25 protein-coding genes are annotated in these 24,541 nt (G+C 36.9%); 8 read left to right on the forward strand and 17 right to left on the reverse strand.

All coding sequences use genetic code 11. From position 1 onward, the window contains the following. Positions 1 to 219 precede the first annotated feature (219 nt). Both xylB and xylA read right to left on the reverse strand, forming a co-directional pair. Complete coding sequence (gene xylB / locus ACRPLY_RS04300; RefSeq protein WP_432231593.1) at positions 220 to 1,722, reverse strand: xylulokinase; 1,503 nt, start codon at positions 1,720 to 1,722, stop codon at positions 220 to 222. 58 nt (positions 1,723 to 1,780) lie between these two features. Continuing rightward, a complete protein-coding gene (xylA, locus tag ACRPLY_RS04305) occupies positions 1,781 to 3,118 on the reverse strand; it encodes a xylose isomerase (protein WP_165635848.1) in 1,338 nt (445 codons plus the stop codon). 234 nt (positions 3,119 to 3,352) lie between these two features. Between xylA and xylR the strand changes: the two genes are divergently transcribed. Continuing rightward, positions 3,353 to 4,510 carry a transcriptional repressor XylR gene (gene xylR / locus ACRPLY_RS04310; RefSeq protein WP_029715012.1) on the forward strand — a complete coding sequence of 386 codons (1,158 nt, stop codon included), beginning with the start codon at positions 3,353 to 3,355 and terminating at the stop codon, positions 4,508 to 4,510. A gap of 268 nt (positions 4,511 to 4,778) precedes the next feature. Here the strand turns inward: xylR and ACRPLY_RS04315 are convergent, their stop codons facing one another. Further along, the gene (locus ACRPLY_RS04315) at positions 4,779 to 5,675 is read right to left on the reverse strand and encodes a TetR/AcrR family transcriptional regulator (protein ID WP_432231594.1); all 897 of its coding nucleotides are present in this window, start codon (positions 5,673 to 5,675) and stop codon (positions 4,779 to 4,781) included. Positions 5,676 to 5,942: 267 nt separating this feature from the next. Here ACRPLY_RS04315 and ACRPLY_RS04320 point away from each other — a divergent pair, with 267 nt between their 5' ends. After that, positions 5,943 to 7,175 (forward strand): cytochrome P450, encoded by a 1,233-nt coding sequence (locus ACRPLY_RS04320; RefSeq protein ID WP_034264620.1) that lies wholly within the window; start codon positions 5,943 to 5,945, stop codon positions 7,173 to 7,175. A 202-nt stretch (positions 7,176 to 7,377) separates the two neighbouring features. Here ACRPLY_RS04320 and ACRPLY_RS04325 read toward each other — a convergent pair whose 3' ends face one another. Continuing rightward, positions 7,378 to 7,842 carry a hypothetical protein gene (locus ACRPLY_RS04325; protein ID WP_394554969.1) on the reverse strand — a complete coding sequence of 155 codons (465 nt, stop codon included), beginning with the start codon at positions 7,840 to 7,842 and terminating at the stop codon, positions 7,378 to 7,380. Positions 7,843 to 8,058: 216 nt separating this feature from the next. On the opposite strand from ACRPLY_RS04325, the gene ACRPLY_RS04330 reads away from it, so the two are divergent. Together ACRPLY_RS04330 and ACRPLY_RS04335 are read left to right on the forward strand one after the other, a co-directional pair. Continuing rightward, complete coding sequence (locus tag ACRPLY_RS04330; RefSeq protein ID WP_432231595.1) at positions 8,059 to 8,481, forward strand: CBS domain-containing protein; 423 nt, start codon at positions 8,059 to 8,061, stop codon at positions 8,479 to 8,481. Positions 8,482 to 8,549: 68 nt separating this feature from the next. Continuing rightward, a complete protein-coding gene (locus tag ACRPLY_RS04335; RefSeq protein ID WP_013056562.1) occupies positions 8,550 to 8,675 on the forward strand; it encodes a hypothetical protein in 126 nt (41 codons plus the stop codon). Between the two features lie 62 nt (positions 8,676 to 8,737). Here the strand turns inward: ACRPLY_RS04335 and ACRPLY_RS04340 are convergent, their stop codons facing one another. Together ACRPLY_RS04340 and ACRPLY_RS04345 are read right to left on the reverse strand one after the other, a co-directional pair. Continuing rightward, complete coding sequence (locus ACRPLY_RS04340) at positions 8,738 to 9,793, reverse strand: aldose epimerase family protein (RefSeq protein WP_047751170.1); 1,056 nt, start codon at positions 9,791 to 9,793, stop codon at positions 8,738 to 8,740. A 189-nt stretch (positions 9,794 to 9,982) separates the two neighbouring features. Next, positions 9,983 to 10,507: a DinB family protein gene (locus ACRPLY_RS04345; protein ID WP_432231596.1), complete on the reverse strand. Its 525-nt coding sequence runs from the start codon at positions 10,505 to 10,507 to the stop codon at positions 9,983 to 9,985. A 301-nt stretch (positions 10,508 to 10,808) separates the two neighbouring features. On the opposite strand from ACRPLY_RS04345, the gene ACRPLY_RS04350 reads away from it, so the two are divergent. Continuing rightward, positions 10,809 to 11,702, forward strand: a complete 894-nt coding sequence (locus tag ACRPLY_RS04350; protein ID WP_432231597.1) for a sigma-70 family RNA polymerase sigma factor — start codon at positions 10,809 to 10,811, stop codon at positions 11,700 to 11,702. 63 nt (positions 11,703 to 11,765) lie between these two features. Here ACRPLY_RS04350 and fsa read toward each other — a convergent pair whose 3' ends face one another. Next, positions 11,766 to 12,434, reverse strand: coding sequence for a fructose-6-phosphate aldolase (gene fsa / locus ACRPLY_RS04355; protein WP_013082751.1), 669 nt, complete (start codon positions 12,432 to 12,434; stop codon positions 11,766 to 11,768). A 60-nt stretch (positions 12,435 to 12,494) separates the two neighbouring features. Next, positions 12,495 to 13,004 (reverse strand): hypothetical protein, encoded by a 510-nt coding sequence (locus ACRPLY_RS04360; RefSeq protein ID WP_034264650.1) that lies wholly within the window; start codon positions 13,002 to 13,004, stop codon positions 12,495 to 12,497. A 490-nt stretch (positions 13,005 to 13,494) separates the two neighbouring features. Here ACRPLY_RS04360 and ACRPLY_RS04365 point away from each other — a divergent pair, with 490 nt between their 5' ends. After that, a complete protein-coding gene (locus tag ACRPLY_RS04365) occupies positions 13,495 to 13,791 on the forward strand; it encodes a hypothetical protein (RefSeq protein WP_028413740.1) in 297 nt (98 codons plus the stop codon). A gap of 106 nt (positions 13,792 to 13,897) precedes the next feature. Here ACRPLY_RS04365 and ACRPLY_RS04370 read toward each other — a convergent pair whose 3' ends face one another. Beyond that, positions 13,898 to 15,349: an NADP-dependent glyceraldehyde-3-phosphate dehydrogenase gene (locus ACRPLY_RS04370; protein WP_432231598.1), complete on the reverse strand. Its 1,452-nt coding sequence runs from the start codon at positions 15,347 to 15,349 to the stop codon at positions 13,898 to 13,900. A 524-nt stretch (positions 15,350 to 15,873) separates the two neighbouring features. On the opposite strand from ACRPLY_RS04370, the gene ACRPLY_RS04375 reads away from it, so the two are divergent. Beyond that, positions 15,874 to 16,014: a hypothetical protein gene (locus ACRPLY_RS04375; RefSeq protein WP_165573386.1), complete on the forward strand. Its 141-nt coding sequence runs from the start codon at positions 15,874 to 15,876 to the stop codon at positions 16,012 to 16,014. A gap of 480 nt (positions 16,015 to 16,494) precedes the next feature. After that, on the forward strand, positions 16,495 to 16,650 hold the full coding sequence (locus ACRPLY_RS04380; protein ID WP_016763750.1) for an aspartyl-phosphate phosphatase Spo0E family protein: 156 nt from the start codon (positions 16,495 to 16,497) through the stop codon (positions 16,648 to 16,650). 135 nt (positions 16,651 to 16,785) lie between these two features. On the opposite strand, the gene ACRPLY_RS04385 is transcribed toward ACRPLY_RS04380, so the two are convergent. The 8 genes from ACRPLY_RS04385 to ACRPLY_RS04420 all read right to left on the reverse strand — a co-directional run bounded on the left by ACRPLY_RS04385 (position 16,786) and on the right by ACRPLY_RS04420 (position 24,540). Then, on the reverse strand, positions 16,786 to 17,754 hold the full coding sequence (locus ACRPLY_RS04385) for an extracellular catalytic domain type 1 short-chain-length polyhydroxyalkanoate depolymerase (protein ID WP_108674605.1): 969 nt from the start codon (positions 17,752 to 17,754) through the stop codon (positions 16,786 to 16,788). Between the two features lie 287 nt (positions 17,755 to 18,041). Continuing rightward, positions 18,042 to 19,388, reverse strand: coding sequence for an MFS transporter (locus ACRPLY_RS04390; RefSeq protein WP_014460571.1), 1,347 nt, complete (start codon positions 19,386 to 19,388; stop codon positions 18,042 to 18,044). Between the two features lie 576 nt (positions 19,389 to 19,964). Continuing rightward, positions 19,965 to 20,375, reverse strand: a complete 411-nt coding sequence (locus ACRPLY_RS04395) for a GNAT family N-acetyltransferase (RefSeq protein WP_432231599.1) — start codon at positions 20,373 to 20,375, stop codon at positions 19,965 to 19,967. A gap of 87 nt (positions 20,376 to 20,462) precedes the next feature. Then, positions 20,463 to 20,747: a DUF5316 family protein gene (locus ACRPLY_RS04400; RefSeq protein ID WP_028413748.1), complete on the reverse strand. Its 285-nt coding sequence runs from the start codon at positions 20,745 to 20,747 to the stop codon at positions 20,463 to 20,465. A gap of 164 nt (positions 20,748 to 20,911) precedes the next feature. After that, the gene (ybaK, locus tag ACRPLY_RS04405; protein ID WP_034264724.1) at positions 20,912 to 21,394 is read right to left on the reverse strand and encodes a Cys-tRNA(Pro) deacylase; all 483 of its coding nucleotides are present in this window, start codon (positions 21,392 to 21,394) and stop codon (positions 20,912 to 20,914) included. Positions 21,395 to 21,654: 260 nt separating this feature from the next. Further along, positions 21,655 to 22,644 (reverse strand): ABC transporter ATP-binding protein, encoded by a 990-nt coding sequence (locus ACRPLY_RS04410; protein ID WP_432231600.1) that lies wholly within the window; start codon positions 22,642 to 22,644, stop codon positions 21,655 to 21,657. Continuing rightward, positions 22,637 to 23,635 (reverse strand): ABC transporter ATP-binding protein, encoded by a 999-nt coding sequence (locus tag ACRPLY_RS04415; protein ID WP_098626723.1) that lies wholly within the window; start codon positions 23,633 to 23,635, stop codon positions 22,637 to 22,639. The genes ACRPLY_RS04410 and ACRPLY_RS04415 overlap by 8 nt, the downstream gene beginning before the upstream one ends. Then, positions 23,632 to 24,540, reverse strand: coding sequence for an ABC transporter permease (locus ACRPLY_RS04420; protein WP_034264721.1), 909 nt, complete (start codon positions 24,538 to 24,540; stop codon positions 23,632 to 23,634). The genes ACRPLY_RS04415 and ACRPLY_RS04420 overlap by 4 nt, the downstream gene beginning before the upstream one ends. Position 24,541: the final 1 nt, after the last annotated feature.

The raw sequence follows: 24,541 nt of genomic DNA on the forward strand, positions 1-24,541 counted from the left end.
AATTCTTGGAACACAAAAGAAATTTTCGTCGTCTATTTGACTAACTGCTCTTATCCTCCCCTCCAATGTACGTATTTTTCTAGTGAATCAAATCTTACTACAGCATTTTCTATACTTCCTTTTGTGTCAGGTATATCGATATACAACCATAATCAATTGATACAAGCTACTTTCATATGAAGCTCTTTTTTAAAGGAAGATTGCATATTTTGCAACCTATTATTTCCTTTTAAATTCGCCTAGCTTTTTACTTAAGTCGTTTGTTTGAAGGTAGACTTCTTTATATAATTCATAAAGCTGTTTATAGACTTGTACATGTTCTGCATTAGGATAATATGTTTTCGACGAGGTAATAAATACGTTTGCACACTCTTCCAATGAGTTATACCAGCCACAGCCATAAGCTGCTAGCATGGCTGCTCCTAACGCTGGGCCTTGTTCAGTAGACAACTTTACGATTTTTGCATTAAAAACGTCTGCTTGAATTTGAAGCCAATGATCATTTTTTGCTCCTCCGCCAATTGATACAATAGACGTAATTTCCTTTCCGCTTTCTCGAAAGATTTCAATTGATTCACTTAATGAAAACGTAATACCTTCAATAACTGCTCGCGTAAAGTCTCTCTTTTTATGAGAGGCGTCCATTCCTACAAAACTTCCCCGAATCGTAGCATCTGCATGGGGTGTACGTTCCCCAACTAAGTAAGGGGTAAATAAAAGGCCGTTTGATCCGATTGGTACATTTTTTAGGTCAGCCAACAATTCTTCAAACGTGTCGTTTTCCGCGAAATTTTCCTTAAACCAGCTTAAACTGTGACCCGCAGATAGCGTAACGCCCATCGTATAAAAGGCATTTTCTTTTCCATGATTAAAATAATGGACTTTTCCATTAAAGTCTCTATCGCTTCGTTCCTCATAAGAAAGAACAACACCCGATGTCCCAATGCTACATAGTGTTTCCCCTGGCGATAAAATGCCGGCGCCAATTGCACCGCAAGCATTATCAGCTCCACCTGCAAATACTTTTGTTGAAGTAGCTAACCCCGTTTTTTGAGAGAATGATTCACTGATATTGCCTATGCATTCACTAGATTCGACTAGTGGCGGACAAAGGTTAATATTGACTCCTACTAATTGGCAAAGCTCACCATCCCATTTTTTCTTGCTGATGTTTAATAATAATGTACCGGCAGCATCTGAATATTCACTATGAATAAAGCCAGTCATCTTAAAACGCAAATAGTCTTTGGGCAGCATAAATACAGCTGTTTTTTCAAATATCTCCGGTTCATACTCTTTTACCCACAATAACTTAGGAAGAGTAAATCCTTCTAAAGCCTGGTTTTTTGTTATTTCTAAAAGACGTTTTTCTCCAATCACTTTATAGAGATGATGACATTGTTCTGTTGTTCTTGTGTCATTCCACAAAATGGCGTTACGTAATAGGTTATAGTTTTCATCCAGCAGCACAAGGCCATGCATCTGTCCAGAATAACTAATTCCTTCTATATCTTCGGGTTTTATATTGGCGTTAGCAATTAATTCATTTAAAGCACTAGCCGTCTGCTGAACCCATTCTTCTGGATTCTGTTCGCTATACCCTGTTTTTTCATGAAGGAGAGGATAATTCTTAGAAACCACAGCGCAAATTTCGCCTTTCGTATCAACTAACCCCGTTTTTACCGCACTTGTTCCTAGATCAATTCCAATTACATATTTCATCTTAATACCTCCGGGTTTATAAACGAGAGTAGAAATCGCTTCTACTCTCGTTTGTCCTTTAAACTTCCAAAATATATTGATTTAAAATGGCCTTTAATCGTTCTTGTCTTCCTGATTTATTCACAATATTCGGATTTTTAAACGCGTACTGCTCCAGTGTATGGAAGTTAGCTTTTCCTTCCACAATCTCAAGCCCAATTCCCTCTTTAAAGCTGCTGTAGCGCTCGTTGATAACATTTTCGAAAACACGATCTTCTACTAATTTATGTGCTACTTTCAATCCTCGAGCAAACGCATCCATTCCTGCTACATGAGCATAGAGTAAATCGTCTTGTTCAAAAGAACCTCTGCGTACTTTGGCATCAAAGTTTAATCCTCCGCTTCCCAGCCCTCCATTTTGCAGGATTTCATACATTGCTAGCGTCGTAGAATATAAATCCGTCGGGAATTCATCTGTATCCCAGCCTAAAAGAGGGTCACCTTGGTTTGCATCCACTGATCCTAATAAGCCTTGTACTCTAGCTACTCGTAATTCGTGTTCAAATGTATGCCCAGCTAACGTTGCGTGGTTAGCTTCTAGATTAAGTTTGAAGTATTTATCTAATCCGTATTGTCTTAAAAATGAAATAGTTGTTGCTGCATCGGTATCATACTGATGTGTCGTAGGCTCTTTAGGTTTAGGTTCAATTAAAAACTGCCCCGTATATCCAATTTCGGTTGCATAATCTACAGCCATATGCATAAATCTGGCTAAGTTATCTAACTCTAACTGTAAATTTGTGTTAAGCAGTGTTTCATATCCCTCACGGCCGCCCCAGAATACATAATTTTCTGCGCCTAGTTCTTTTGCTGTTTCAAGCCCCTTTTTTACTTGAGCCGCCGCATAAGCAAATACATCTGCATTACAAGAAGTAGCTGCACCATGAACGAATCGGGAATTTGTAAACATATTCGCTGTGTTCCATAATAACTTTACGTTACTTGTTTGCATGTATTCTTTGATCATAGTGACGATAACATCAAGATTTTTATTTGTTTCTTGCAACGTACTGCCCTCAGGAGCAATGTCTCGATCATGAAATGCGAAGAATGGAACATTTAATGTTTCAAAAAGTTGAAAAGCTGCCTCAACTCTCGCTTTTGCTAAATCCATTCCATCATATCTATCCCAAGATCTTTGCATAGTAGCTGCGCCAAAAGGATCCGTACCATCTGCTGTAAACGTGTGCCAGTAAGCAACAGAAAAACGCAGCTGATCTTTCATCGTTTTACCGCCTACTACTTCTTCAGGGTTATAGTATTTAAAAGCTAAAGGATTTTTAGAATCTTTACCTTCATATAAAGTTTTGTTTACGCTTTCAAAAAAATTAATTTTATTAGTACTAGTTTGGACCATTTGTCATTTCCCCCTTTGATTTAAGTGAACAAGTTTATCCATCAACTATCTTATTTGAGTTAGTTTGTTTATCCAATAAACTAACTTTATCTCATCATATACAAAATAAATGTTTATTTCAATGTTTTTTTTAGAAAATTTAGTTATAATATTAGATATGATACTTTTAAATATCTAATTCAACCTTCTAAAAACGCCAACTTAGTTCGATAGATAAACAAAGGAGTGGTTATTATTCAAATTGCAGATCAAGCTTTAGTAAAAAAAATGAATCAAAAATTAATATTAGATGAAATTTTAAAGAACTCCCCTGTCTCCAGGGCAACTCTCTCTGAGATTACAGGATTAAACAAGTCAACTGTCTCCTCCCAAGTAAATACCCTGCTTGAAAAAGATTTTATTTTTGAAATTGGGGCAGGGCAATCTAGAGGCGGCAGAAGACCTGTAATGCTTGTTTTTAACAAGAATGCAGGCTACTCGATTGGTATTGATATAGGAGTCGACTATCTTAACGGAATTCTAACCGACTTAGAAGGAAATATTATTCTCGAGAAGACTTCTGACTTGTCTAGTTCTTCCGCTAGTGAAGTAAAAGAGATTTTATTTGCACTTATTCATGGTTTTGTAACCCATATGCCTGAGTCCCCTTATGGTCTAGTCGGAATAGGAATTTGTGTTCCAGGCCTTGTAGATCGTCATCAGCAAATTATTTTCATGCCTAACTTAAATTGGAATATCAAAGATTTGCAGTTTTTAATTGAGAGTGAGTTTAATGTTCCAGTTTTTGTTGAAAATGAAGCTAATGCAGGAGCATACGGTGAAAAAGTATTTGGTATGACAAAAAACTATGAAAACATCGTTTACATCAGTATTAATGTCGGAATTGGAACTGGACTTGTTATTAACAACGAATTGTATAAAGGTGTTCAGGGTTTTTCTGGGGAAATGGGTCATATGACGATAGATTTTAATGGCCCCAAATGTAGCTGTGGAAATCGAGGCTGTTGGGAATTATATGCTTCTGAAAAAGCGTTACTGGCTTCGCTCTCTAAAGAAGAAAAGAATATTTCTCGAAAAGAGATTGTGGAACGCGCAAATAAAAATGATGTAGAAATGTTAAATGCACTTCAAAACTTTGGCTTTTATATCGGAATTGGATTAACCAATATTCTTAATACATTTGATGTAGAAGCTGTTATCTTGAGAAATCATATAATTGAATCTCATCCCATTGTTTTAAATACGATTAAAAACGAAGTTTCTTCTAGAGTCCATTCTCATTTAGACAATAAATGTGAACTACTGCCTTCTTCGTTAGGAAAAAATGCACCTGCTTTAGGAGCGGTTTCTATCGTTATTGATTCTTTTTTAAGTGTTACCCCTATAAGTTAGTTAAGTGAACGCAAAGGTTAGCAAACTATATCACGTTCGATCCTAAGAATGAAGGAGCTACTTTCGATTAATTGATTTTCTATAAAAGGGAAAGAATTACCCTCTTCTATTAAGAGTGTTATGTCTGTCTCCACCCTCACCTTTTCATCCCATGCAGCCAGTCACCTATCATAACGGCAACTGGCTGTTTATATGTTTTATAGGCAATCTTCTCTTTCTTATATGACGCAGAGCCTTGACTGTTAGTTTAGCTCATGTGCTTTTTAAATTATGAAGAATGTCTTGTCAGAGTAGTTACGACTTCCTTATATTCCTCTAGCTCTTTGGTCTGGGCGAGAGTATTGATTTTCTCTAGCGATAAAAGAGAACTCTGAATAATGAATGTGCGAGGCTCCGTATCATTTTGCAGCAATTCATCCGATATAAACGTAACAAATTCTAGACTTCTCTTTCGTTCCTCTTCATTTGTTAGTTTATTTTCAATCACCCGTTTTAACTTCGCAGTTACACGCGTCAGATCTGTCGAAAAATGACTTTCTGTTTTCTTATTAAATACCGCAGAGTAAACGGAAGGGTTAAATAACTGTTCTTTTTGTTCTGCTACTTCGATTATGATTTCCTCTGTACGCTTCATGCAATAATGGACAATTTGTTCAATAGGTAATGGATAGTCCAGCGCTTTGTTCATTTTAAACATATTGTTAAGCATTCCTTCTAGCAGCACAGCTCCATCAAATAAATAAGGAGAAGTCTTAGATGGAAAAACCTGCTGAAAACGTTCATATATCCAGTTGAATGTTGCAGCTTTTAATTCCTCTATATAATGAAATGTTTTAACTTCATTTAAAACGAGTGTACTTTCAATCATTTCAGGAATTTTGTTTTGCTCTGCAAAGTTCATCATAAAGATCATCTGTTCTTGAAATCCCTTCTGATTATCCTCTCTATATTCAATGGCTACTTTTTCTCTTTGTAGAATAAGTGATTCTTGCAGAGACGAAAGTAATGAAATAAGCAGTTCGCTTTTAGATGAGAAACATTTATAAAATGTTCCTTTTGAAATCCCGCTTCTTTCTAATATATCTTGTACCGAAGTGTCTACGTATCCTTTTTCCATAAAAAGCTGGTGCGTATGCCCTAAAATATCGAGCTGTTTTTGATTCATTTCTGTTACTCCTCTGTTTACAATTTACTTTTTATTTAGTATAACTTATCTGCCTTTTCCTACGTTAATTTTATCCTTTTTCCTTGATAACCAAGTAAAAATAATTATATACTATTAGTACATTTTTATACTAAATGTATAAAAATGTACTAATAGTATAGGTTAATTCGACAAAGTAACTATTTATCTAGCAAGTGACAACTACTGAGCGCTATGTAGTTAGTAAATTCCAAATCTATACCTATTCTGAAGGAGGAATAAGATCATATGAACAAAGAAGTCATTCCCGTTACAGAAATTCCAAAATTTCAATCACGTGCAGAAGAGTTTTTCCCTATCCAATGGTATAAAGAAATGTTGAACAACTCCCCCGTTTATTTTCATGAAGAAACAAACACATGGAATGTATTCCAATACGAACATGTTAAACAAGTCTTGAGCAACTACGAATTTTTTTCAAGCGATGGACAAAGAACCACTATTTTTGTTGGAGATAATAGCAAGAAAAAAAGCACATCTCCAATCACCAACCTTACAAACTTAGATCCTCCTGACCACCGGAAAGCGCGATCTTTGCTTGCTGCCGCCTTTACTCCTCGCAGTTTAAAGAACTGGGAGCCGCGAATCAAACAAATTGCAGCAGGCCTTGTAGAAGCGATACAAAAAAATTCAACTATTAATATTGTTGAAGATTTATCTTCTCCTTTTCCTAGTTTAGTTATAGCAGATTTATTCGGCGTACCGGTAAAAGACCGATATCAGTTCAAAAAGTGGGTAGATATTCTTTTTCAGCCTTATGACCAAGAAAGATTAAAAGAGATTGAACAAGAAAAGCAACGTGCAGGAGCTGAATATTTTCAATATCTCTACCCCATTGTCGTTGAAAAGCGCTCCAACCTTTCTGATGATATTATTTCAGACTTAATTCAAGCTGAAGTTGATGGTGAAACATTCACAGATGAAGAAATTGTACACGCTACCATGCTGCTTCTAGGTGCAGGCGTTGAAACCACAAGCCACGCCATTGCAAATATGTTTTATTCTTTTTTATATGACGACGAGTCGTTATACAGCGAGCTGAGAAACAATAGAGAATTAGCTCCAAAAGCCGTAGAAGAAATGCTTCGATATCGGTTTCATATCTCCAGACGAGATCGCACGGTTAAACAAGATAACGAGCTATTAGGCGTTAAACTAAAAAAAGGAGATGTCGTTATTGCGTGGATGAGTGCGTGTAATATGGATGAACATATGTTTGAAAACCCTTTTTCTGTAGACATTCATCGTCCAACTAATAAAAAGCACTTAACGTTCGGAAACGGACCTCATTTTTGTTTGGGCGCCCCTCTTGCACGACTTGAAATGACAATTATCTTAGAAGCATTTTTAGAGGCCTTTTCTCATATCGAACCATTTGAAGATTTTGAATTAGAACCGCATTTAACAGCTTCAGCTACGGGTCAATCTTTAACATACTTGCCCATGACCGTGTACAGATAAAGTTTATATACATGACAAAAAAGAGAAACGTGAAAGAGATTGGTCTTCTCCCTCACGCTTCTCTTTTTATTATTTCGCTATTTATTGGACTTTTAGTATCTCTGCTAAGTATTTATGTACTACACTTGAAGACCTTTAATACCATTCAAGATTGACAGTAAGCGAAACTTAAATGCCGAGGAGCTCGTTAACGAACTATCAGCTATTGCCTTCTCTTCCTTAATACATCTTCTATAAAATAATGATAGAAATAATTAATAAGAGCAGTGGCAATCGAGATCACAAAAAGTTGAAAACGCGTCATGTTGACCATTTTGTATACCTTTAATTTTTCTGCCAAACCGGTCAAGGGATAAGCAAATAGATAGTCAAATAGGATGTTAATTAACAAATATTTTTTGAAATTCCCATAGGTCAGCTTGAATACCCAAAAATTAGCTATAAAAAACGGTCCAAATATAAAAGAAACGTCGCTTGAAAGTTTAGGGAAAAGAGGTTTCCTCACTTTCCACCATGTAAAGCTTTTAGATAACTCACTGATAAAAGCAATAACTAATGAACTAAATGTCAAAACAGGTAGGTATCTTTTAAAGACAAATTTATCAACTTTTATTATAGACAGCCAAGGCAATAAAAGTACTGCCAAAAGCGTTAACTTTCCTTTCATTATGTACCCAACTCCTGCCGTTACGAAAATGTAAGCTAAATCATATTCTCTTTAGTTTGTGTAATAGGCTCTTTTTTATGTGTTTATTACACTGCGTTCGTTCTTTTATTCGTCTTTTATTACAAGATTTTTTGCTTTCAGGAAATTATTGATTCTCATATTCTGCATGTGCATGGAGAAAATACGGAGGTGAATGTTTAAAAGGAGGAATTAAAAATGACTACAGTACGTGAAGTTATGACTAAAGATGTGAAAGCTTGTGCACCGCACGACCCAGTAACAGCTGCAGCAAAATTAATGCGTGATATTAATTGTGGCTCTGTGCCAGTGTGTCAAGAAAATCGAGTAATGGGAATGATCACAGACCGTGATATCGTGTTAAACTGCGTGGCGGATGGAAAAGATTGCAACACTGTGCATTGCCATGATTGTATGACTAAAGATGTGATTACTTGTTCTCCAGATACGGATATTCATGAATGTGCACGTATGATGGCCGATCATCAAATTCGCCGCATTATTGTAGTGGAGAATAATAATATGGTTGGAATCTGTGCAATCGGTGACCTTGCGACAGTGAACGTATATGTTGATGAAGCCAGCGCAGCATTAAGCGAAATTTCTAATCAAGTTCATTAAGACTTTTTTTTAGCATATAAATCCTTAATGCTTGTACAAAATAACCCTGTCTGCAAGGAGGTGCTAATATGCCAAATTTAAACGATAACAAATTTAAGAAGATTCAGTCTGAGAGTCAAAAGCAAGGAAAGTCTCAAGAAGAATATGCGGCTGAACTTGACGCTAATCGTGCAAAAAGCCAAAAGAAAAAGTAAGAATAAAAAAGGATTACAATCGGCAGAGGCTCGTTTGTAATCCTTTTTATCATTCCGTTTTGTTAAAGGCTGCGATCAGTTATAAATGTATAGTGAGTAGATGCTTCATATTTCTCACCTGGCTTTAATACACAAGAAGGAAAATGCTTATGATGAATAGCGTCTGGTAAACCTTGTGTTTCCAAGCAAACACCGAGGTATTTCTCTGAGTGAACCCCTCTAATTTCAAATTCTTCATCTAGATGATTTCCCGTATAGAGAACAACTGAAGGCTGATCCGTTTTGACTTCTATTTTGCGACCGCTTGCTGGATCAAATAATGACATCTGGTTTTCAGTTTCTGCTTCTAAAAGAAATGGATGATCGTATCCTTTACCAACTAATACATTTTGCGGATGTGTAGATTCCACTCCTTCCTTGAGGCTATGTCCTTCTCTAAAATCAAATGGGGTATCTGTGACACTTATCGTTTCTCCAGTAGGTAAAAGATCATCATTCAGCTCTAAGAATTCGTTACTTTTCAGCTTTAAAACATGATCTAAGACCGTTTCCTTTAGATTTCCGCTTAAATTGAAATACGTATGGTTTGTTAAATTGATAAGAGTGTCTTGATCTGTTGTTCCTTCGTAAGAGATATGAAACTCATTTTTATTAGTCAACGTATACGTAACTTTCACTTCAAGATTGCCAGGGTACCCTTCTTCTCCGTCTTTACTTACATATGTAAATTCAACACCTACGTGATCACTCGCCTCGATTGTTTTTGCATGCCATATTTTGTGGCTAAACCCTTCTGAACCGCCATGCAAATGGTTATTTCCTTCATTTTTCTCTAGACGATAGGTTTCATCATTAAGCTGAAACTCCGCTCCCCCTATACGTCCTGCTACGCGTCCGACCACAGCTCCGAAATAAGGAGAATACTTTTGGTATTCTTCTATTGAATCAAATCCCAAGACAACACTTTCAATCTTCCCTTCAGAATCCGGCATTTCAATATTTGATATCACACATCCATAGTCAAGGCAGGTGATTTTAAGGCCTTCATCATTTAATAAGGTATAAGCATGTACAGCTTGATTGTTTAGTTCGCCGAATTTCTCAAAATTCACTTTCATTTTTAATCAGTCCAATCCTCTTTTTATTCGTAAATTGCTTAACGGACCCTACATGTTATACACATGGGATATGTTCTTATAGTTCCCTCTACAATCCTTCCTGAATCTTCATTATTCTCATTTTATTGTAATCGTGTACATTTCCTAATTCAAGCTTGAATGATAAAGGCTGGCTACTGTTTGTCATTGCTATTTCTTTAGTATTCCTAAGTATTCTTCCCAAGGTCCTACATCTTCTCTGTATCGTTCTGCCATTACTCGAACAATTTGGGCAATATGCGTTAAATCGTGAGCAACCCAAGTCGAGAGCAACTCTCTGACTTTTACTTCCCCAAACTCCGGGTGTTCTCCTCTCACTTCAATATGCTTTTCAGGCTTAATTAACAGCTTTAGTTGTTGTAAATTCTGCATTCTTATCATGTTGAATTCAAGAAGCTTTTCTTCAATAGAACTAGTAGATTCCTTGTGTAAATGAGCATAGCGATCAAATGGAGGGAAAGCTCCTCCTTTTCCTTCTTGAAGGATGAATTTTAGCCTTGGTATCCAATTGTTTTTTTCTGCTTCTATTAAATGTTCTATTACTTCCGAGGTACTCCAAGTTCCTTCTCCTTCATTACATTGCAGCCAACCTGCAGATAGACCCGACAAAAGTTTTTCAAGCGTCTTAGGCGTACGCTCAAGTATTTCAGTCGCTTCTTTTAAATTAAAATTCATGCTCATTCCCCTTTCTCAACGCAATGATGCTGAGCTGTCAGTTATGTGAAAATTCTTGCGATTCTAGTCAATTTTATCACAATTGACTTCTATTAAAGGAAGGAGATAATCTTCTCCTTCCTTTAATGCTTACTAAAACAAAAACAGAACACACGTTTGGTTTTTCTCTAGAAATATGATAAAATATATATAGGCTAAAACGCAGTGAGTATCAGTCTGAATGGGTACTGCTCATTCGTAAAATATATTACTAGATGCTTTTTCATCTTGAGCTTTCCGTGTGAATTGGAGTGAGACAACAGTGAGTAAAAATCAAAAGCGATGGACACAAGAAGAAGATAGATTTCTCATCGAACATTACGGCGTGATGACGCTTCAAAAAATGGGTGAGCATTTACATAGAAGCAAAGAATCAGTTAACAAACGGCTTACTCGATTAAATCTTCGTGCTTCAGATACCGCTTTACGTAAAAAATGGACGCCGAAACAAGATGCTTTTTTACAGCAGAACATCGATACCATGAATAACCGAGAAATGGCAGACTCCTTAGGCAGAAGTCCTTCGTCTATTGCTACGCGCATAAAAGTTTTGGGACTAACACGAAAAACTGCGATGCGAAGATGGACCGTACAAGAAGACGAATATTTGCTAAGGTATTACGGAATAAAACCTCTTTCGCGCATATCAGCGAAATTGCAGCGAAGTGTGCAGGCACTAGAATCGAGGTTAAGTCGTTTAGAGGTGTATGGAGCTAAATCGCACGTAGGGCATATCACAGCGTGTGAGCTAGCAGCCTGCCTCGAAGTAGATGTTCATACAATTTACAAGTGGATTCATAGAGAGAATCTACCGTATAAAATGATCATCGCCAAGACAAGAACATTCATGGGAATTGACATTCAATCTTTTTGGAAGTGGGCTGAACAAAATAAATCGTGCCTTAACTTTTTTAAAATACCTAAAAATACGCTTATTCCAGAACCAGCGTGGGTGAATGAACAAAGAAGGCTAGACTATGTAAAGCGCCCTAAATACGAGCATAAAAAGTGGACAGCAGAAGAAGATGCTAGATTGTGGCGTATGTTTTATCAGGAAAAGCGCAATCAGCGAGAAATTGGACAGCTGCTCGGGCGTTCAAGAAATAGCGTGCAGCGACGCTTAGAGCGTTTACGTAAAAAGAAACTAGCTAGTTAAACGATAAAAAGCTTGGAATAAGCTATGCTTATCCCAAGCTTTTTTTATTGATATGACTTTTGGTTAAGCTTTAACTGCTTTTTCCCAATCTGCTGCAAATTTTTCCATTCCTTGGTCAGTTAACGGGTGTTTTGCTAATTGCTCAATAACAGCGTATGGAATTGTGGCAATATGAGCCCCTGCAAGTGCTACGCGCGTTACATGATCCGGGTGTCTTACAGATGCGGCGATAATTTGAGAGTCGATGTTTTGAACGCGGAATAACTCAGCAATTTTAGATACCAGCTGTACTCCGTCTTCTGAAATGTCATCAAGACGTCCTAAAAATGGAGAAACATACGTCGCTCCAGCACGAGCTGCTAAAAGCGCTTGGTTTACTGTAAAGATTAGGGTTACATTTGTTTTTACGCCTTTTTTTGCAAGGTAGCGCGTCGCTTCCAAGCCAGCTAATGTCATAGGCAGCTTAATCGTAATGTTTTTATCTCCATCGTTAATTTTAATCAGTTCTTCAGCTTGAGCGATCATGTCTTCAGCAGAAAGTGCGTCAGGCGTTACCTCAGCGGAAACGGATTCAACCTCCGGTACCATTTGAAGAATTTCTTCGATGCGGTCTTCAAATCTTACGCCTTCTTTTGCTACTAAAGATGGATTGGTTGTTACACCTGCTAGAACACCAACTTTATATGCTTTCTTAATATCCTCAAGGTTTGCTGTATCAATAAAAAATTTCATCTCACTATTCCTCCTTATTGTTGTACATCAATCTGCATCTCAACTTGCGTGAACTATCGCCTAGCCAATTTGCTGCAGCGCATATAGATTTTCTATAGAAGCGTTTTCAATCTCTTTTGCAGTTAATACCTTTAATTTTTCTAAAAATTGTATGGCGTCCACTCGGTCTTCAATGTCTTCTTCTGTACGAATATTCTCCGTTTTAATCTGATGGATACATTCGTTGATGACTTCTTTATACGCATTCGTTTGGATAAACCATTCTGCTAATAGCGTTTTTGTTGCTTCTCTTTCTTCTTCACTTTTAACTGCAAACAAACTCTCTGTTTCCGTTTCACTCAGCATAAGGCTGCTAAAATCGTGATTCATACAAAGCCAAAAATAACCTTTTTGGCTATCGTAATACTTTCCTTCTCTTAAAAGAAAATACTTGATTCCAAATTTAATTTTGTGAGATTGGCTCTCTGAACTCGGCATATGAATTTCTTTTATTTCTACGCTTTCTGATACATCCAGATATGTTTCTAAACCGTACTTTGTATTCACTACTTTTGCATCCAATATGTCCATCCTCATTCTCCTTTTCTCAAATTCTATTTATTTTTATAAAAACAGAGGTCTGATTTTATGTAATAACGAATCCCATTTTTGTGGATGTTTTTCTTAACCAACCGACATGTTTTACTGTTTACGCTTTCATTATATATCAGATTATTCGAAAAATCATCAAAAACAATCAAATTCATTCAAAAAAAGTCATAAAATCGTAAAAAGTAGTCATAAAAGGTCATCATCTATTAAAAATAGATGAACTTTTATGTTGATTGTGTGCTTCAATGTGTCTTAAGGCAACTATCTCTTCAAAAAAACCGACCTTTATTACATACCCTCTATGCAAAAATATAGCCACTCATTTCACCGTTTTTTCACTTTAACATGATATCCTGTAGTATAATTTTGTTTCACGTGCTAATTCCCATATTTTTTTACTTTTTAAGGTTATTCATTTTTATTAGTGGGAAAGTTACATAAATACAACACGTTATAGGGGGACTTTAACATGGATAAAAGAATTGAAACATTAAAAGAAAAGCTGCCTGATAATCATAAAGAGGTTGCTGTTCTGACCTCTCATATTTTTGATGCGCTTGATAAATTAACAACTGAACATCGCAGATATGTTGATATTTCGGCAGCAGCCAAAATAAAGCCGAATCCGGATGAAGAGAAAGCTTTTTTTGATACCATCTATGAAGTAAAAACACTCATTATGTCAGAGCTCGAAAAAACCGTTGAAGATATCGAGCACAAAGGGGATAAAAACTGGCATAAGAACTATAAAGACGGAATCGAGTGATAGGTAAATAAGACGTTTAAAAGCCTGTGTTTTTTGGAGCACAGGCTTTTTTCCATGAGATTCTCTACATTTTACTGACTCGATTTGGATAGCTCTTGGAATTCAATCATTGAAGATTTAATACCGTTACTTTTTCACGAGTCATGGATTCAATGCTTTTACGAATGCCTTGAGCGCCCATACCGGATCCTTTTACGCCGATAAAAGGAAAATGATCGGGGCCGCGTTCTGTGCGGCCGTTGATTTGAACGGAACCGACTTCCATTTTATTTGCAATTGAGAAGGCTTTATTAATATCTTTTGTAAAAACGCTTGCTTGTAAGCCAAATTCTGATTCGTTTGCGATGTCAATGGCTTCTTGGTCAGAAGCGACGCGGATAATTGGTAACACAGGACCAAATGGTTCTTCCCATGCTACGCGCATAGTATCATTCACGTTATCTAAAAGAGTAGGATAGATAAGGTTGCCTTCACGCTTGTTCCCAGTCACAACTTCTGCACCTTTTCCGAGCGCGTCTGCAATTAAAATTTGAATAAAGTCCGCTGCCTTACTATCAATTAATGGAACGATTGTACATCCATTTTCAGGAGAACCAACTGATAGTTTATGTACTTCTTCTTTTAGGATGTCGACCAGCTCGTTTGCCACTTTTTCATGTACAAGTACACGTTTAATAGCTGTACAGCGCTGACCCGAATAAGAAAATGCTCCGCTTATAATATGTTTTGCTGCCTCCTGCAAATCTGCATCTTCACATACAATCCCCGGGTCTTTTCCTCCAAGTTCTAGTACAAGAGGAATCATGCCTGCCTTTTTAGCTAACTGAGTACCCGTATTTGTTCCTCCGGTAAACGAAATCATGTTAATGCCTTTATGTTCAACCAAGTAATCACCAATTACAGACCCGCGGCCCGTTACGACGTTTACAAGTCCTTGTGGAATACCTGCTTGATCAAGAGCTTCAATCATCTTAATACCGCTGATCGCTCCTTGCGTTGCGGGTTTGAAGATAACTGCATTTCCTGAAATAAGCGCAGGCGCAAGCTTAGCAGCTGACAAATTTACCGGATAATTAAATGGAGGAATCGCAAGTACCACGCCTAAAGGCACGCGTTCAACAATGGCAACTTTAGACTTAGAACCTCCAGGAAAACTATCTCCTTTCATGCTTTCTCCATTCATATGGAGGGCTTCTTCAACTGTATAGCGAATAAAATCAGCTGTGCGCACGACTTCATTCCTTGCATCTTTTAAGCTTTTTCCAACTTCTCTCATAATAATTTCGGCAATTTCACTCTGCATTTTTACCAGCTCATCTGCCCACTTATATAAATATTTGGCACGGTCTTGCAGAGAAGTTTCCGCCCACCCCTTCTGAGCTTTCTGTGCGGCATGTACCGCTTCATCGACTTCTTCTTTTGTGATAGCCTGCACTTTTCCAATCACATCATGACGGTATGGAGAAACAATATCGATCGTCTGCCCTGATTTGCTTTCTTTCCACTCACCATTCAGATAAAAAGAATAAGTTGATACATTTAAAACCGTTGTTGTCATAAAAAGTCCCCCTTAATAAAAGTGAAATTTATTATCAAAATTTTCAGTCTTTTTTACGAATGAAAACTATGTGAATATTTGAGCAAAAAGAATTCTACTTGTATTCATTTCTATAACTTTTATATTCCGTGTAACTCCCTAATCTTATACTGCTTACTTGTTGCCTTTAAAGCAGCAGCTTTTTTCTTTTTAACTTAAAACAAACCCTCGTATAATTTAATGAATATTTCGTATTTTTAATATATATAAATTTCTTTCATTCGTACAATATAAATAAGTTATCTTAATGATTAATAATTTTAATGATTCATGCCCCGAATACGAAGAAATCTTTATGGTTTCCTACTTTTTTAAGTGAAATGTCTGTTTTAAGCTCCCTTGATTGTATTTACTTTGGATGGATATTCAGGCGATGCATACACTCTTTTTATTCTATGTGTTGAGAAAATAAAATAAGGGTATAAAATAAATATAGGAAAATGAAGATGAAAGTAGAATATATATTCTAAAGGGAGGGATTTATTGTGATTGTTACTTTAGGTTTTGTGGCATCAATTATTGCGTTGTTTATGCTTTTTACTAACCGGACGTCCAATATCCCGGAAGAAATAATCCATGAAACAACAAATGCCAATAAAGAAGAGCAGTATATGTATTATATATAAAGCGTCTTAACAGACGCTTTTTTGTTGCGCTTTTTACAAAGTCTATAGCGGTTAGAAACGGCCCTCACCTATCATTTATCTTTATTTGTCAGTGCCTGATAGCCATAAATAGTTAAACAGAAACCAATAAATGAAAAAAAGATATGTTTTTGTTTAAAGTTGACTAACTTAAATAAGTCCAATCCTATGTTAACATGCCTAAATGTAATCTGATTATGCCTATATACAAAAAACAGGGTAAGCTCTGTTACTCCGTCAGTTATTTACAACCGGTGGAACAATCAGAGCGCAGCTTCGAGCAAAACGTTTAAGAGTTAATTCTTTTTAAATGAAAATATCTGAATTCAAAATACGACAGACTTCGACACTATCTATTTGTTACTATATTTTTTAGGTTCTATTTTTAGATTTGAACCGTTTTTACATAAAAAATTCAATAATTTAAACCTTTAAAATGACGTGGCAAGTGGAGGAAACTTAATGTGTTTCAAATGTAGGCTACTGCTGATAAAGATAGAATTTATACGAAAAATGATGATGATGATTGCCCTAGAAGAAGGGTTTACAAGTAGTAATACGATTAAAATCAGTCAGGATCTAGATGTATTGTTAAATCGGTTTGAAGCTACTTGTTAAGAAATGCTGGTTGATAACAGAAAAGGATCTTTCGATAAGATCCTTTTTTACTGTTGGTAGACGATTATTCGTTTCAAGAAAATGAAAGGCAAATGTTATTTAGTAACATATTGTGATCGCTCTTTCATGCTCTATTTAATCATTGTGGGCTTCAAAAAAATCCCACATCATTTTTGAAGCATTAGGACCTTTTGAATCAGTATCTGATCCATTGTCATTTCCACCTGACCATGCATGCCCCATATCCTCTACCATAATTTTTTTCATCCAGATTTTATTTTCTGCATCTACGTAGTCATAAGTTATGTAACTATAATGATTTTCGTTTTCCCTTGAAGTGTAAGAAGCAGCATTTTCATGTAGGTCGATACCGAAATACTTATATGTATAAATCCACTGCTGAATTAATGTAGACGCATTAATTGGATTAACTGTTGTATCTGATTGGCCATGAACCGTAATGATGGGAACAGGCCGTGCGTAAGGTCCCATTTTCTTATAAGCTTCATCACCGTCAAATTCAGGATTTAGAGATCCATATAGCATAACTTCTCCGGCTGTTATGAGGTCTACAGCATACGCATTACTGCCTGCTGAATGAATGCCTACCGCTTTAAATATATCAGGATAAGCAATAGCCATCACATTCGCCATAAAGCCTCCAGCTGACATGCCAGCAAGGTATATATTAGTAGAATCAATCGCATACTTAGTGGTTATGTGATCAATCATATCTTTTATTATGTCTGGCTCTCCATTACCGCGAAACTGGTTATACTCATAAAACCAATTCCAGCACCCGTTGGAATTAGCAAAGTAATTCATTTGGGGATAGAGAACAATAAAACCTTTTTCTTCCGCTAGCTTATTCATTTCCGTACCCGCAGCAAAATCATCTGCGTCTTGTTGACACCCATGAAGCATAACGATTAATGGTACTTTACTTAATCCAGTATATGTACTTGGAACATATACCTTGTAGGTAAAATAATCATCATAATTATACTCTTTCCAAATAGGTTGAAAGAACACGCTCTGTAATTCTATTAAAAGCGTAGAAGCAGTTAAAATTGGATTTGTAAAAAAGGAACATAAAGTATTCACGGAGTTTACCCTCTCTCTATTTCTGATGTATATACTCTCTATTTCGTTATATCACAAAATAATCCTTTTATTATGGCGCTGATCTTTTTTATATGCCTTTAATTATTTTCCTCTTTATGCTTTAATCGTACAAATTCATAATGCAAAACTATAGAAAAAAGAATTCTATAGCAAGAACCGTCACTTAGTGCGTTTAATACAAGTATACGCGCGGAATACTAGAAAAGGACGGGCTATAAAAGCCCGTCCTTTTTTATGTTATCAAACGATTATTTATTTAACCAAAATTAAAAACTGATATTATTTGGCGGTACATTGTCTCCTTTGTCATCTGTCTTGAGCTCGGACTCTATGTATGAATCTTTAGAGGATTCTCCCATACGCCAATAAACAAGAAAGCTGATGGCAATACACCCTGCTACATAGAAGAAGAAAATTGATTCATGGCCAATACTTTTTAGCCATAGTGCGATAAATTCTGCTGTCCCTCCAAATATGGCAACTGTAAGTCCGTACGGTAATCCTACACCAAGAGCTCGAATCTCTGTTGGAAAAAGCTCAGCTTTTACAATTGCGTTAATAGATGTATAACCAGTTACAATGATAAGTCCAACTGTCATTAATAAAAAGGCCATGACTGGGTTATGTGCTTGTTTCATAAAAAGAAACAGCGGTACAGTCAGCAATGTTCCCAAAATACCAAAGCTCATTAACAGAGGTCTGCGTCCAATTTTATCAGATAGCATCCCTGCTATTGGCTGAATAACAACAAATACAAGTAGCGCACAGAAATTAATCCAGCTTACGACTCCTTTATCCAGACCTACACTGTTTACCATAAATTTTTGCAAATATGTTGTATACGTATAAAAAGCGACCGTTCCTCCTAAAGTTAAGCCAATAACGGTTAATACTGCTTTAGGATGCTTCATAAGTGCTTTAATAGTCCCTGCGTTTTCACGGCTTTCAGAGTCCATTTTAGAAAATTGTTCTGACTCATCCATTGTACGGCGCAGCCATAAAACGCTTAGCGCTCCGATAGCTCCAATGACAAAAGGAATACGCCAGCCCCATGAAATCATATCTGCTTCACTGAGAACGTTTTGCAGAATAATTTGAACACCTAATGCTACCAGCTGACCAGCAACAAGCGTTACATACTGAAAGCTTGAATAAAATCCTCTTCGCCCGCTGCTTGCCATTTCAGAAAGATAAGTTGCAGACGTTCCGTATTCTCCCCCTAAGGAGATTCCTTGAAGCAAACGTGCGAGTACTAGAATAATAGGAGATAATAATCCTATCGTACTGTAGCTGGGGGTACAAGCGATAATCAAAGAACCGCTCGCCATAATCGTAATAGATAAGGTAAGCGCAGCACGGCGACCATATCGGTCCGCGTAGCGTCCCATTAATAAACTACCGATTGGACGCATTAAGAAACCGACGGCAAAGATTGCCGCTGTGTTAAGCAGCTGACTTGTTGGATCGCCTTCTGGGAAAAATTGCGATGAAAAATAGACGGCAAAAGCAGAGTAAACGTACCAATCGTACCATTCAATTAAATTCCCAACAGATCCTTTAAAAATATTACTTGTAACACGCCTGTTGTTTGCAGCTTCACTGGTATGAGCCATGAGTGATCCCTCTTTTCTTTGAGTGTTTAATGTTGGTTCTCCTGTAACATGAAGTAGTAAGTAATTTACCAGCAAATCTTTTTTAACAGCTAGATTGTATTGCTTTCTATAAAACCTGTTCAACCAATTATTTATATAATGAGAGCGCTTAAAAAAGGTTGAATAATTCATTTTGATATCACCTATAGATACAAAATAAGCGGGTTTAAAAGCGGCTGCTGTCTATTACATATGTAGTGTTAATCCTCCCTTCTATTTATATATTGTACTATTGATTTATTAGAAAATATAATATTTTCTAATTATTTATACAAAAATTTTACAAAGTTTGGTTTTCTAATTTATATGTGAAACAGAAAAAAACCACGTTCTTTAAGTAAGAACATGGTTAAGAAAATACTCTTTTCAACTTGAGAGTGTAAGCTGCTTACATTTACATAATATGTAGAATAAACATAACTTGTACTAAGCTCTAACCTAAATTTAAGATAATTATCGAATTTTAATCTTATCCTCTAATATATATACAGCCATAGATGTTCTATAATTTTGTTACATTGGCAACCTTAATTTGGCTCATTTGATTTTAAATTCACACAAAAAGCGTTCCACTCCGAGATATTTTTCACCTAAACTTGTTATTTGGAAGCCAAAATTAGAATAAAAGTTTACTGCCTCTTTATCTGTCTCAGCAAAAATAGAATGTATATCATAGTTCTTACAAAGAAAGCTAATCATGCTGCTTCCTATTCCTTTCCCTCTCTCTTTTGGTAAAACAGCTATATGTTTTATAACAGCTTCCTTGGCGTTAAGAAATTTAACTCCTATACAGCTAACTGTGTCTCCATTTACTTCAATACTATATAATTTCCGACTTGGCAAACACGTGTATTTTTTATACTCTCCATCAACCTTCTCTTCTAAAGTTGCATAAGATAACAGCTTTTTTATTGTCGGGTTCACCATAGTTGAAGTGATTTCTTTCATCCTAGCACCTCTTTTCGCTATTATCTTATGAATAATTAGTTTGTTTTTTAGGACCTTGCGAGTTGCTCTTACATGTCGAAGAATAAACTATACAAAGTAATGAATGAGAAGAAATACCCCGAGAACTGGAGCGGCAGCTAACATAAGGTTTATAGAATTTGTTATTCTCCACTTCTTGTCTGCTTTTGATTCTGTGGAAAGGTTAGCTCTCATTCGATCACCGCTTACAGCTGCTCCAGATATGATAAGAGCTAGCCCCACTAATATAATGAAAGCGGTGAAAAGTACTGTTTCTGAATTTACGTTAGCTATTGTACATGCTACTAAAAGTATAAAAGATAAAATGAACCCACCAATAATTGATTTAATCATTTTTGTCCTCCTCCTATCCTTTTTATAAAATTTCCATATATTAACTATATAATATCATTTTTTCTGTCTTTTTACTTTTGTTTTTGTTATTCCAACAGTAATTAAACCAACTAAAAAAGCGAAACGCTTATGTCTAAGTGCGTTTCGCTCAAGGGAACTACATTTTAACTATCTTTTGTGATGTCTGCCGGACGTATACGAATTACTTTTGATAAGTCACTTAGTGGTAGCTGTATCTGATGACCTACACGCCCGCCTGAAAAGTAAATCGTTTCACAGTCTTCTGCCGTAGAGTCAATGAAGGTTGTGAACTGCTTTTTCATCCCGATAGGAGAACACCCTCCGTGAACATATCCTGTCAGAGGCAACAGCTCTTTTTGAGGAATCATTTCTAAGGACTTTTCACCAGCCGCTTTTGCCGCTTTCTTTAAATCAAGCTCCTTTTCAACCGGTACCATGAAGACATAATGTTCTTTTGATTTTCCAACGGTCACAAGTGTCTTGAAGACTTTAGCAAGATCCTCTCCGAGCGAAGTAGCTACCTGTACTCCACTCAGATTTTTAGTTTCATAAGAATAATAATTGTACTCAATTTTTTTCTGATCTAAAATTCGCATTACGTTCGTTTTGTCTGCTTTTTTACCCATAATTATCACCGATACCATCATAACACGTTTTGTTTTCATATCTCCATATATTAGGATAGGTAGGTTAGTAAGGGTTATTCATATCTTTTATATAAAAATGAATCTAATATGCTAAATAATGACTTTTCACTACCCTTGGAACCCGCTGTTTTCACAGGAAAAAAGCCACTAGAGGCACTAGTGACTTTTTTCATTTATGTCTATTCAATTGTTCTACTGTATCAATACGATTGTCTTCCATATCGCTACAACTTTTCACATTAATTATATAGATGACATTTTACTTTATGCTTGCTATCAATCACTGTATCTTCAGGTGTTTCTTTCATGCAGCGGTCAAATGCGAACGGGCATCTTTTATGAAACGCACAGCCTGAAGGTGGATTAAGAGGAGAAGGAATTTCACCTTTAACCTCGATTTTTTCGCGTTTTTCATGTTCATGAATCGCCGGAACAGAGGATAAAAGAAGTTTTGTATAAGGATGACGAGGATTTGAAAAAATCTCATCTGTTGTCCCTTCTTCTACTAATCTGCCTAAATACATTACGCCAACGCGGTCTGCAATATGCCTTACAACGCTTAAATCGTGGGAGATAAAGAGATATGAAAGCTTCATTTCTCTTTGCAAACTGCGCAGCAAGTTTAAGATTTGTGCTTGAATAGATACGTCCAGTGCTGAAACCGGCTCATCACAAATGATAAGCTTTGGGTTTAAAATCAATGAACGCGCAATGCCTATGCGCTGGCGCTGGCCGCCTGAAAATTCGTGCGGATAGCGGTTGTAATCTTCTTCGTTAAACCCAAGCTTTTTTAATAATTCAAGGACAAGCTGCTTTCGTTCGCTTTTGGCGCCTACATTATGAATTGTTAATGTTTCTTGAATGGAAGCCCCAATTTTTTTCCTTGGGTTAAGGGAAGTATGCGGATCTTGGAAAATCATTTGCAAATCTTTACGAATCGTCCGTAAGCGTGATGCTTTAGATTCGAAAATACTTTCTCCATTAAATTGTGCTTCCCCGCCCGTTGGTTCTACTAACTTTAAAAGCGTGCGCCCCGCTGTACTTTTCCCGCACCCAGATTCACCTACTAATCCGTACGTTTCGCCTTCATAAATATCAAAAGATAAATCCTGAACCGCTTTAATTTGGCCCTTTGCTTTTCCTAAAGCTGAACGAACCGGATAGTATTTTTGCAGGTTGCGAACTTCAAGCAAGGGCTTGGCGCTTTGCTTCTTTGCTTCACTAGACATACGCAACCTCTCCTTCTTGAATTTTTTCATAGTGCCAGCATCGAACCCGATGCGTCTCATCGGCATGCTCTAAAACAGGTACTTCTTTATGGCATTTTTCCGTTGCAAACGGGCATCTTGGTGCAAAACGACAGCCGTCTGGCACGTTTGAAAGCGGCGGAACCGTTCCGGGAATGGACGAAAGTTCTTGTGTTCTGTCGCCATCTAAGTGAGGAACCGACTTAATTAAGCCCATTGTATAAGGGTGAAGCGGCTTTGAAAACAGCGTTTTAACGTCCGTTTCTTCCATCACTTGTCCTAAATACATCACGGCTACTTTTGTACAAATATTAGCGACAACGCCTAAGTCATGGGTGATGAACAGCACGCCCATGTTGAGCTTGTCTTTTAAATCCATCATAAGGTCAAGGATTTGCGCTTGAATGGTTACGTCTAAAGCCGTTGTTGGCTCGTCGGCAATAAGAAGCTTCGGCTCACAGGCTAAAGCCATCGCAATCATAATGCGCTGCCTCATTCCTCCCGAGATTTCATGCGGATACTCTTTTGCTCGCTGTTCTGGAGACGGAATGCCAGTTAGTCTCAAAAGCTCTACGACTTTCTTTTGCGATTCTTTTTTAGAGACTTTTTGATGCAGACGAATCACTTCAGCAATTTGTTTTCCAATTGGCATAACGGGATTTAATGACGACATGGGATCCTGGAAAATCATTGAGATTTCGTTTCCTCTTAGCTTTTGAATTTGCTTTGAAGACATGTCTAATAAGTTTTTTCCTTCAAACAAAATCTTACCATCGTAGCTTGTTAGGTCTTCATCTAATAACTGAAGAATAGATTCGGACGTTACGCTTTTTCCAGATCCGGATTCACCGACAATGCCCAATACTTCTCCTTTATTTAATTGAAGAGATACATTGTCAACAGCCGTTACTTCTCCGCTATACGTTGTAAAAGTTACTTGTAAGTCTTCTAATTTTAAAAGGGCGTTACTCAACGTTTTTTCCTCCTTTTCTTCAGCATTACGTTTTTCGGATTTAACCAATCGCGCAGACCGTCACCAAATAAATTAAGGCCAAGTACAATTAAAATGATAAATACACCCGGAAACACGGTCATCCACCACGCGTTGTAAATCGCAAGCTTTCCGTCATACAGCATATTTCCTAAGCTTGGTGTTGGCGCAGGAATTCCGGCTCCTAAAAAGCTTAGCGAAGCCTCTGTTAAAATCGTCACGGCAAACACGTATGTTACTTGAACGATTAAAGGCGATAAGACGTTTGGTGCCATATGAAAACAAATGATTCGAAGTGAGCTTGCTCCTTGAGCTTTTAGCGCTTCAATAAATGTTTTTTCTTTTACAACAAGCGCAGCTGAACGAACAATTCTCGCAATCGAAGGAATAAATACAAGGCTCAGTGCGATAATAACATTGCTTGTTTTAGGTCCTAAAGCAGACATGATGGCAATTGCTAGTAAAATAGACGGGAAAGCAAACAAGCCGTCACAAATTCTCATTAAAATATAATCAAGAATTTTATAATAAGAAGATAAAAGTCCAACGATTAAACCAAGTACAGTAGCAATAATCGTTACTGCGGCTCCAATCATTAACGATATTCTGACGCCGTACATTGTCCGACTAAATACATCTCGCCCAAAGTTATCCGTTCCAAACCAGTGCGTGCTTGACGGCGGTGCTAATCGATTTGCAGGGTCGATTTGTAAACTGCCAAAAGGAGAAATGAGCGGAGCAAAAACAGCAATCAAAATAGATAATAAAATAAGTATCGCTCCTCTTACTAGCAAACGATTTGAGAAGAAACGCGCTGCCGCTGGGTTTCTTTTTTTCTTTGAAGTTACTGAAATGGTCTCTGTATTTTGTTGTGCGTTCACATTCATC

Source organism: Priestia sp. TGN 0903 (assembly GCF_050846855.1).
In the GTDB taxonomy this organism is placed as follows: domain Bacteria; phylum Bacillota; class Bacilli; order Bacillales; family Bacillaceae_H; genus Priestia; species Priestia zanthoxyli.